The sequence below is a fragment of the Mucilaginibacter sp. genome (assembly GCF_039207105.1).
Lineage (GTDB): Bacteria > Bacteroidota > Bacteroidia > Sphingobacteriales > Sphingobacteriaceae > Mucilaginibacter.
Map to the genome: position 1 here is coordinate 1 of NZ_JBCECK010000208.1, position 7,121 is coordinate 7,121.

The 7,121-nt window shown below is 42.4% G+C and carries 9 protein-coding genes; 6 read left to right on the top strand and 3 right to left on the bottom strand.

Features of this window, described 5'->3' with window-relative positions; translation table 11 throughout:
- The 4 genes from AAGC65_RS23725 to AAGC65_RS23740 form a co-directional block, all read left to right on the top strand.
- Positions 1–501, top strand: a 501-nt coding sequence (locus tag AAGC65_RS23725; RefSeq protein ID WP_343114951.1) for an SEC-C metal-binding domain-containing protein, incomplete at its 5' end; no start/stop codon positions are given.
- A 159-nt stretch (positions 502–660) separates the two neighbouring features.
- Positions 661–1,125, top strand: a complete 465-nt coding sequence (locus tag AAGC65_RS23730; protein ID WP_343114952.1) for an SPOR domain-containing protein — start codon at positions 661–663, stop codon at positions 1,123–1,125.
- Positions 1,118–2,302 (top strand): amidohydrolase, encoded by a 1,185-nt coding sequence (locus AAGC65_RS23735; protein ID WP_343114953.1) that lies wholly within the window; start codon positions 1,118–1,120, stop codon positions 2,300–2,302. The genes AAGC65_RS23730 and AAGC65_RS23735 overlap by 8 nt, the downstream gene beginning before the upstream one ends.
- 90 nt (positions 2,303–2,392) lie before the next feature.
- Positions 2,393–3,319 (top strand): hypothetical protein, encoded by a 927-nt coding sequence (locus AAGC65_RS23740; RefSeq protein ID WP_343114954.1) that lies wholly within the window; start codon positions 2,393–2,395, stop codon positions 3,317–3,319.
- Positions 3,320–3,457: 138 nt separating this feature from the next.
- Here the strand turns inward: AAGC65_RS23740 and AAGC65_RS23745 are convergent, their stop codons facing one another.
- The 3 genes from AAGC65_RS23745 to acs all read right to left on the bottom strand — a co-directional run bounded on the left by AAGC65_RS23745 (position 3,458) and on the right by acs (position 6,304).
- Complete coding sequence (locus AAGC65_RS23745; RefSeq protein WP_343114955.1) at positions 3,458–3,643, bottom strand: CsbD family protein; 186 nt, start codon at positions 3,641–3,643, stop codon at positions 3,458–3,460.
- 129 nt (positions 3,644–3,772) lie between these two features.
- The gene (locus AAGC65_RS23750; RefSeq protein WP_343114956.1) at positions 3,773–4,336 is read right to left on the bottom strand and encodes a hypothetical protein; all 564 of its coding nucleotides are present in this window, start codon (positions 4,334–4,336) and stop codon (positions 3,773–3,775) included.
- 66 nt (positions 4,337–4,402) lie between these two features.
- Positions 4,403–6,304: an acetate--CoA ligase gene (gene acs / locus AAGC65_RS23755; RefSeq protein ID WP_343114957.1), complete on the bottom strand. Its 1,902-nt coding sequence runs from the start codon at positions 6,302–6,304 to the stop codon at positions 4,403–4,405.
- A gap of 239 nt (positions 6,305–6,543) precedes the next feature.
- Here acs and rpmB point away from each other — a divergent pair, with 239 nt between their 5' ends.
- Together rpmB and rpmG are read left to right on the top strand one after the other, a co-directional pair.
- Positions 6,544–6,777: a 50S ribosomal protein L28 gene (gene rpmB, locus AAGC65_RS23760; RefSeq protein WP_022830076.1), complete on the top strand. Its 234-nt coding sequence runs from the start codon at positions 6,544–6,546 to the stop codon at positions 6,775–6,777.
- Between the two features lie 91 nt (positions 6,778–6,868).
- Complete coding sequence (rpmG, locus tag AAGC65_RS23765) at positions 6,869–7,051, top strand: 50S ribosomal protein L33 (RefSeq protein WP_022830075.1); 183 nt, start codon at positions 6,869–6,871, stop codon at positions 7,049–7,051.
- Positions 7,052–7,121: the final 70 nt, after the last annotated feature.

Consider the following 7,121-nt stretch of genomic DNA (forward strand, 5'->3'; position numbering starts at 1 on the left):
CCACTTAAAAAGGCGGTAGATAATCATGGTGATGAGGTATTTAAATCGTTTGAAAAGAACGTAACCCTGTACCTGATCGATGATGCCTGGAAAGAGCACCTGCGTGAAATGGATGAGCTGAAACAATCTGTACAGAACGCGGTTTATGAACAAAAGGATCCGTTGTTGGTTTATAAGTTTGAGGCTTTTGAACTGTTTAGAGGTATGCTGGCCAATGTAAATAAAGAGATTGTTAGCTTCCTGTTCAGGGGTGGTATCCCAATTCAGCAGGCACCTGATGAAGTAAGGGAAGCCAAACCGGAGCCAAAACTTGATCTGCGTAAAATGAAAACCACCAAAGCCGAAATGGTTAGCGAAAGCAACGGCGTACCGATGGATGATTTTCAGGAACACCAGAAAGCTACCCCGGTTAGGGTGGAGAACAAGATAGGCCGTAATGACCCTTGCCCTTGCGGTAGCGGTAAAAAGTTTAAAAACTGCCACGGCGTAGGGCAGAATTAAGAAACGAGATAACAACGTCATTGTTGGAAGCCCCCTCTAAATCTCCCCCGAAAGGGGAGACTTAAAAAAGGAGGTTTTTTAAAGTCCTCTCCTTTGGAGAGGGTTGGGTGAGGCTTCTGCTTCGTTCCTTTCAATGACGCTTTTTGATAACATACCAAAATGAAAAAAGCAGTATTTGATTATAAAGCTCAAGTGGCCCTTATCAAATACTGCTTTTTGTTTATACTCCTGCTGGCATCGGCACAAAGCTTTGCCCAACAAACCAAAGGCCGGGTTGAGGTGGTTAAAGATCCATTGGTTGATACCTTAATAGCTAAGCGGTTTGAGTTAAATAATTCAGCTGGTATGCCTACCGCATTTTCATCCTATGGCTACCGGGTGCAAATATTCAGCGGATCTAACCGTAAAGATGCTTATAGCGCCCAGGCCCGTTTGCAGGATCAATACCCTGAACTGCGTACCTATATAATTTATAGCGAACCTAATTTTAAGGTTCGTGCCGGCGATTTCAAAACACGCCTGGAAGCACAAAAATTGATGCAGGAACTTCGGCCTTCGTTTTCGAGCCTGTTCATCATATCCGAAAAAATAAACCCTCCCAAAACGGATACTAACAATGATTAAAGATCAAGTACAGGAACTATCCCAAAAAATATTTAACGATGTAGTGGCCAATCGTCGCCATTTGCACAGCCACCCGGAGTTATCGTTTCATGAGCAGCAAACTTCTGCTTTTGTAGCGGGCAAGCTTGACGAAATGGGTATTGAATACCAAAAAATGGCCGATACTGGTTTGGTTGCCTTGATCAAAGGCGATAAACCATCTGACCAGGTAGTGGCCCTGCGTGCCGATATGGACGCGCTGCCTATTACCGAGGCTAATGATGTGCCCTACAAATCGCAAAATGTGGGTGTAATGCACGCCTGCGGTCATGATGCGCATACTTCGTCTTTGTTAGGTACAGCACGCATTTTAACCGAGCTTAAAAGCCAGTTTGCAGGTACGGTAAAGCTGATATTTCAACCTGCCGAAGAGAAACTACCTGGCGGTGCCAGTATCATGATCAAAGAGGGCGTGTTGGAAAACCCTAAACCACATGCCGTATTAGGCCAACACGTAATGCCTTTGATCGAGGCCGGTAAGGTGGGTTTCCGGGCAGGTAAATACATGGCATCAACCGATGAGCTATATGTTACCGTTAAAGGTAAAGGCGGACATGGCGCGCAACCGCAGCAAAACGTTGACCCGGTGATTATCACCGCGCATATATTAACAGCCCTGCAGCAGGTAGTAAGTCGCTTTGCTGATCCAAAGAGTCCGTCGGTATTATCCTTTGGTAAGGTGATTGCCAATGGCGCTACCAACGTAATACCTAACGAGGTTTACCTGGAAGGTACTTTCCGTACGATGGATGAGAAATGGCGTGCCGAAGCCCACAAACGCATGAAAAAAATGGCCGAAGGTATTGCTGAAAGCATGGGTGGCAGCTGTGATTTTAATATTATGAACGGTTATCCTTTCCTGATTAACGAGGAGGTACTTACTAACAACACCCGTGCTCATGCTGAGGATTACCTGGGTAAAGAGAACGTGGTTGACTTGGACATCTGGATGGCGGCCGAAGATTTTGCCTATTACTCGCAAGTGGCCGATAGCTGCTTTTACCGTTTAGGCACCCGTAATGAGAGCCGTGGCATTACCTCATCGGTACATACCCCAACTTTTGATGTGGAAGAGGACGCGTTTAAAATAAGTACCGGCCTGATGGCTTACCTGGCTTTAAAACAGCTGGGGAATTAATATATAAGTTCATTGGTTCATTAGTTCACTGGTTCATTTGTTGAAAATCGGCCCAATGAACTAATGAACGTGTGAACTAATGAACTATCTATGAAAAAACTTTTCCTGTTATTCTTCCTATGTTCAATCGGCTCTGCATCCTTTGCGCAGCAGATCAACCGCTTTAATCCAGATACCATTAAAACCATTGTTATCGACTCGTTGGTTGATATCAAATCGCACAAGCTGAACGCGCAGGATTTTATTGATGCCGTACTGGCCGATACCAGTTTTTATAAGGCCTTTCAAAATATGAAGCGCTACGGTTTTACCGCCGAAAATCGCATTTTTACTTATGATAAAAAGAATAAGGTAGATGGTAAAATATACCGTAAGATCATCCACAGTAATGCAGCTGGGAAACACAAAATGGAGTATGTGGCCAAAAGCGATAGCGGTAACATGTTCAAGAAAAACGGTAAATATCAGCTATATACGGTAGAGATGTTTGATTATATTTTCATGAATGCTTACAACTCTGATTTTACCAAAGGCGATGCTTTGCCGGGCTCGGGTGGTAAAAATGAATCGTACAAAGACAAGCTTAAAACTCTCATATTTACACCCGGTCGTAAGGTTAAAGGCATTCCTTTCATCAGTAGTAAAACCGAGATTTTTTCGGGCGATATGAAAGATTATTATTTTTATGAGTTTGCCCGCGGTAAGTACTTGGATACCATACCTGTTTATCGTTTTAAGGTAAGGTATAAGCCAAGCACATCTGATGATGATACCATGATCAAAGAGATGACGACCATATTTGATGAGCGTACTTTTCAGATACTGGGCCGCTACATTGATATGAAATTCAGCAATATGTTTGTTGACTTTAACGTGCAGATGAACATTGAGCTGAACAATTTTGACGGTGAGTTATTGCCCACCAAGATCACCTATCAGGGTAACTGGAATATCCCCTTTCATAAAGAAGAACGCGCCAGTTTTTTAATTGTGCATAAGGATTATAAGAAGGAATAGTAAGTTGTTTGCTGGTAATGATATATTAAATGTCAATTGCGAGGAGGAACGACGAAGCAATCGCGAATTATGCAGGTTTCTCTGGAACGATTCGCGATTGCCACGCTATCGCTCGCAATGACAAAATTAGTCTACACATTACAAACTATTTATCCACTTTACCAGCTCATCGCGTGATTTGCCGGTTTTTTGCTGCAGTTTTCCCAGCAGTTCATCATCTTTACCTTCTTCACGTATCAGGTCGTCGTCGGTTAAATCGCCGTAGGCTTGTTTCAGTTTGCCTTTCAATTCATTCCAGCCGCCTTTTATTTCTAATTTGTCCATAATGTTTTTTATTTAGATGTATCAGGAGAACAGCCGGGAACGGGATTTGGTTTTGAGAATTGGGAAATAGGAGAGAAGACTTAAGAAGTTTTCAAAACTTCGTAAGTCTTATAGAAAATAAACAAAGCCTTATTTTTTCACAAACTGCTTTAATACTTTGCGTTCTATGTTGTTGTCGGGCCACATTACTATGCGGTAAAAATCCTGGCCTTCGTCGGCTTCAGTATCCACATTGGCAAGGCCTGATGAATATACCCGTACACGGTATTTGCCGGGAGCGATGATCAGTTTCAGGCAGGATTTGTATTGAGGAAAATTAAGCACCTGCAAAAGACCGGATTGTATGGTAATACCGCCCTCAACAACGTGGTCATATTTATTAAAGTTAGTTTGCGTATCAGGCTGGTCAAGTACCTCAAGGTCGGCTTTAATGTGGCCAAAGCTTTCTGTACTGATACCCAGAATATCGTAAGCAGTACCCAACCGGGCCTTATAAGCATCAGGCGTCCAGAAATCGGCTGAACCCGTACTGCCCCTATAGGCTGAATCGCAGAGGTAAAACTGGTTATTTGAAGTGAAAAAATCGAGTTTGTATTTACCGGTTGCTTTGTTGTTAAATGCCGTGGCCGATATAAAAAAAATACAGGCCATCATGAATAAAAAAGCGGATCTGTTTCCTTTTATCTTATTCATAATGGCCTGCATAATTTACCTTTTTGCCTAAAGGTAGTTTTTCTCCTTTATTCAAAAAATCAATATTTACATGGCGCCTGCTTTGATCTCTTCAACCACAGCCGGGTCAAGCAGGGTAGATGTATCGCCTAAGTTTGAGGTATCGCCTTCGGCTATTTTACGCAAAATGCGGCGCATGATCTTACCCGAGCGTGTTTTAGGCAAGCCGGTCACAAACTGAATTTTATCTGGTTTGGCAATAGCGCCAATAATGCGCGATACGGTCATCATGATATCCTTGCGGGTAAGGTCATCATCGGCATGATGTTTAGGACAAACCACAAAGGCATAAATGCCCTGGCCCTTGATGTCATGCGGATAACCAACCACTGCTGATTCTACCACACTGCTGTGCATGTTGATAGCATTCTCAACCTCGGCTGTACCAATGCGATGGCCGGATACGTTCAATACGTCGTCTACACGGCCTGTAATGCGGTAATAACCATCCTCATCACGCAGGCAGCCATCGCCGGTAAAATACAGGTCAGGATAGGCGGTAAAATAAGTGGTGCGGCAGCGTTCATGATCGCCAAAAGTGGTACGGAGCATGCCCGGCCACGGGAATTTGATGCACAGGTTGCCGCTTACACCGTTTCCTTCAATCTCTTTACCGTGCTCATCAACTAAAACGGGTTGTACACCGGGCAGGGGTAAAGTAGCATAACCGGGCTTGGTAGGCGTAACACCGGCTATAGGCGATATCATAAAGCCGCCAGTTTCTGTTTGCCACCAGGTATCAACTATTGGGCATTGTTTATGACCAATTTTTTCATCAAACCAGTGCCAGGCCTCTTCGTTGATAGGTTCGCCAACGGAACCCAGTTTTTTAAGCGAGCTGAAATCTTTGCCTTGTAATGCTTCATCGCCAAAGCTCATTAATGAGCGGATAGCGGTTGGCGCGGTGTATAATATGTTTACCTTAAATTTCTCCACAATGTCCCAGAAACGGCCCGCGTTTGGCCATGATGGGATACCCTCAAACAATACGGTAGTTGCACCCTGCGATAATGGTCCGTAAGCTATATAAGAGTGCCCCGTGATCCAGCCTATATCTGCAGTACAGAAGTAAACCTCGCCGGTGTTGTATTGGAAAGCATTGGCAAAAGTATAACCGGCATACACCATATAACCGCCGCAGGTATGCACTACACCTTTAGGTTTGCCCGTTGAGCCAGATGTATACAGGATGAACAGCATATCCTCGGCATCCATTTCCTCGGCCGGGCAAGGTATATTGCCTTGTGTTTCAACTTTTTTAACCTCATCCTCCCACCACACATCGCGGCCTTTGATCATGGATACAGGTGTACGGCTGCGGGTAAGCACAATTACTTTTTGTATAGATGGGCACTGAACCAGGGCGTCGTCGATAATTGATTTCAGCGGAATTTCTTTATTGCCCCTGAAGCCACCATCGGCGGTGATCACAATGTTACAGGTAGCATCGTTGATCCTGTCGGCAATTGACTGGGCCGAAAAGCCACCAAACACTACCGAGTGAATAGCGCCTATACGGGCACAAGCCAAAACCGCAATGGCCAGCTCGGGCACCATAGGCATATATATGCAAATACGGTCGCCTTTTTTAGCGCCATTATTTTTAAGTACGTTGGCAAACTGGCAAACTTTATCGTGCAGCTGTTTATAAGTTAATACACGGTGGTTTTCCTGCGGATCATTAGGTTCCCATATAATGGCAGGTTTATCGCCCAGGGCATCCAGGTGGCGATCAAGGCAGTTTTCAGTAATGTTAAGTTTTGCACCTTGAAACCATTTTACATTGGGCTCTTTAAAGTTCCATTCAAGTACCTTATCCCACTTTTTGTGCCAGTAAAAGTTGTCGGCAATACCCGCCCAGAATTGTTCCGGTTGTTCAACACTTTGTTGGTAAACCTGTTTATATTGGTCAAATGATGTAATCTTCATAATCTTATAAATGGTGGCGTAAATTAGCAATTTATGTGTTATATGTATATTAAAAACGCAACTTATTAAATAATTTTAAAAAGATTTATTTTTGAGCATGAAGGAGCCTAAAATACAGCTCAGTAGGTATTTTAAAATTTATTTGATAATTTTTGAAAACACTGTTGAATATTTGATTTAAAAGTCTGATATTTGCAAACTCTTTTTGAATAAAGGGTTGATAATTAAAAATATTTGTCATGTCAAGAATTTGTGATCTAACAGGAAAAGGGTCTATAGTAGGTAACAACGTTTCTAACTCAAACGTTAAAACAAAACGTAGGTTTCATCCAAACTTAAAACTGAAAAAGTTTTATATCCCTGAAGAAGATAAATGGATAACCTTAAAGGTATCTACATCGGCTGTTAAAACCATCAGCAAAAATGGTATTACTGCTTGTATCAATAAATTTGTAAAAAAAGGATACATTTAGTAGATGTTGCGTTATGCGTAAGCATTAAACGTGATATATAATTTGAAAAACTGCGTAAGCCGTGAGGTGACACGTACAACATAAAAAGAAAATGGCAAAAAAAGGCAATAGAGTTCAGGTGATTTTAGAGTGCACTGAACACAAAACAAGCGGTATGCCAGGCATGTCTCGCTATATTACCACCAAGAACAAAAAAAATACAACTGAAAGATTAGAGTTGAAAAAATTCAACCCGGTTTTAAGGAAAGTAACTGTTCATAAAGAAATTAAATAAGTTTTACGTTCAACGTTTTACGTTATACGCAAATCAACTTATAACAGAATGTTTAACAAATACGTATTAC

Bases quoted from the DNA above. Each gene is read 5' to 3' on its own strand.
- AAGC65_RS23730 (WP_343114952.1), top strand. From the start codon at position 661: ATGAAAAAAGCAGTATTTGATTATAAAGCTCAAGTGGCCCTTATCAAA.
- AAGC65_RS23735 (WP_343114953.1), top strand. From the start codon at position 1,118: ATGATTAAAGATCAAGTACAGGAACTATCCCAAAAAATATTTAACGAT.
- AAGC65_RS23740 (WP_343114954.1), top strand. From the start codon at position 2,393: ATGAAAAAACTTTTCCTGTTATTCTTCCTATGTTCAATCGGCTCTGCA.
- AAGC65_RS23745 (WP_343114955.1), bottom strand. From the start codon at position 3,643: ATGGACAAATTAGAAATAAAAGGCGGCTGGAATGAATTGAAAGGCAAA.
- AAGC65_RS23750 (WP_343114956.1), bottom strand. From the start codon at position 4,336: ATGAATAAGATAAAAGGAAACAGATCCGCTTTTTTATTCATGATGGCC.
- acs (WP_343114957.1), bottom strand. From the start codon at position 6,304: ATGAAGATTACATCATTTGACCAATATAAACAGGTTTACCAACAAAGT.
- rpmB (WP_022830076.1), top strand. From the start codon at position 6,544: ATGTCAAGAATTTGTGATCTAACAGGAAAAGGGTCTATAGTAGGTAAC.
- rpmG (WP_022830075.1), top strand. From the start codon at position 6,869: ATGGCAAAAAAAGGCAATAGAGTTCAGGTGATTTTAGAGTGCACTGAA.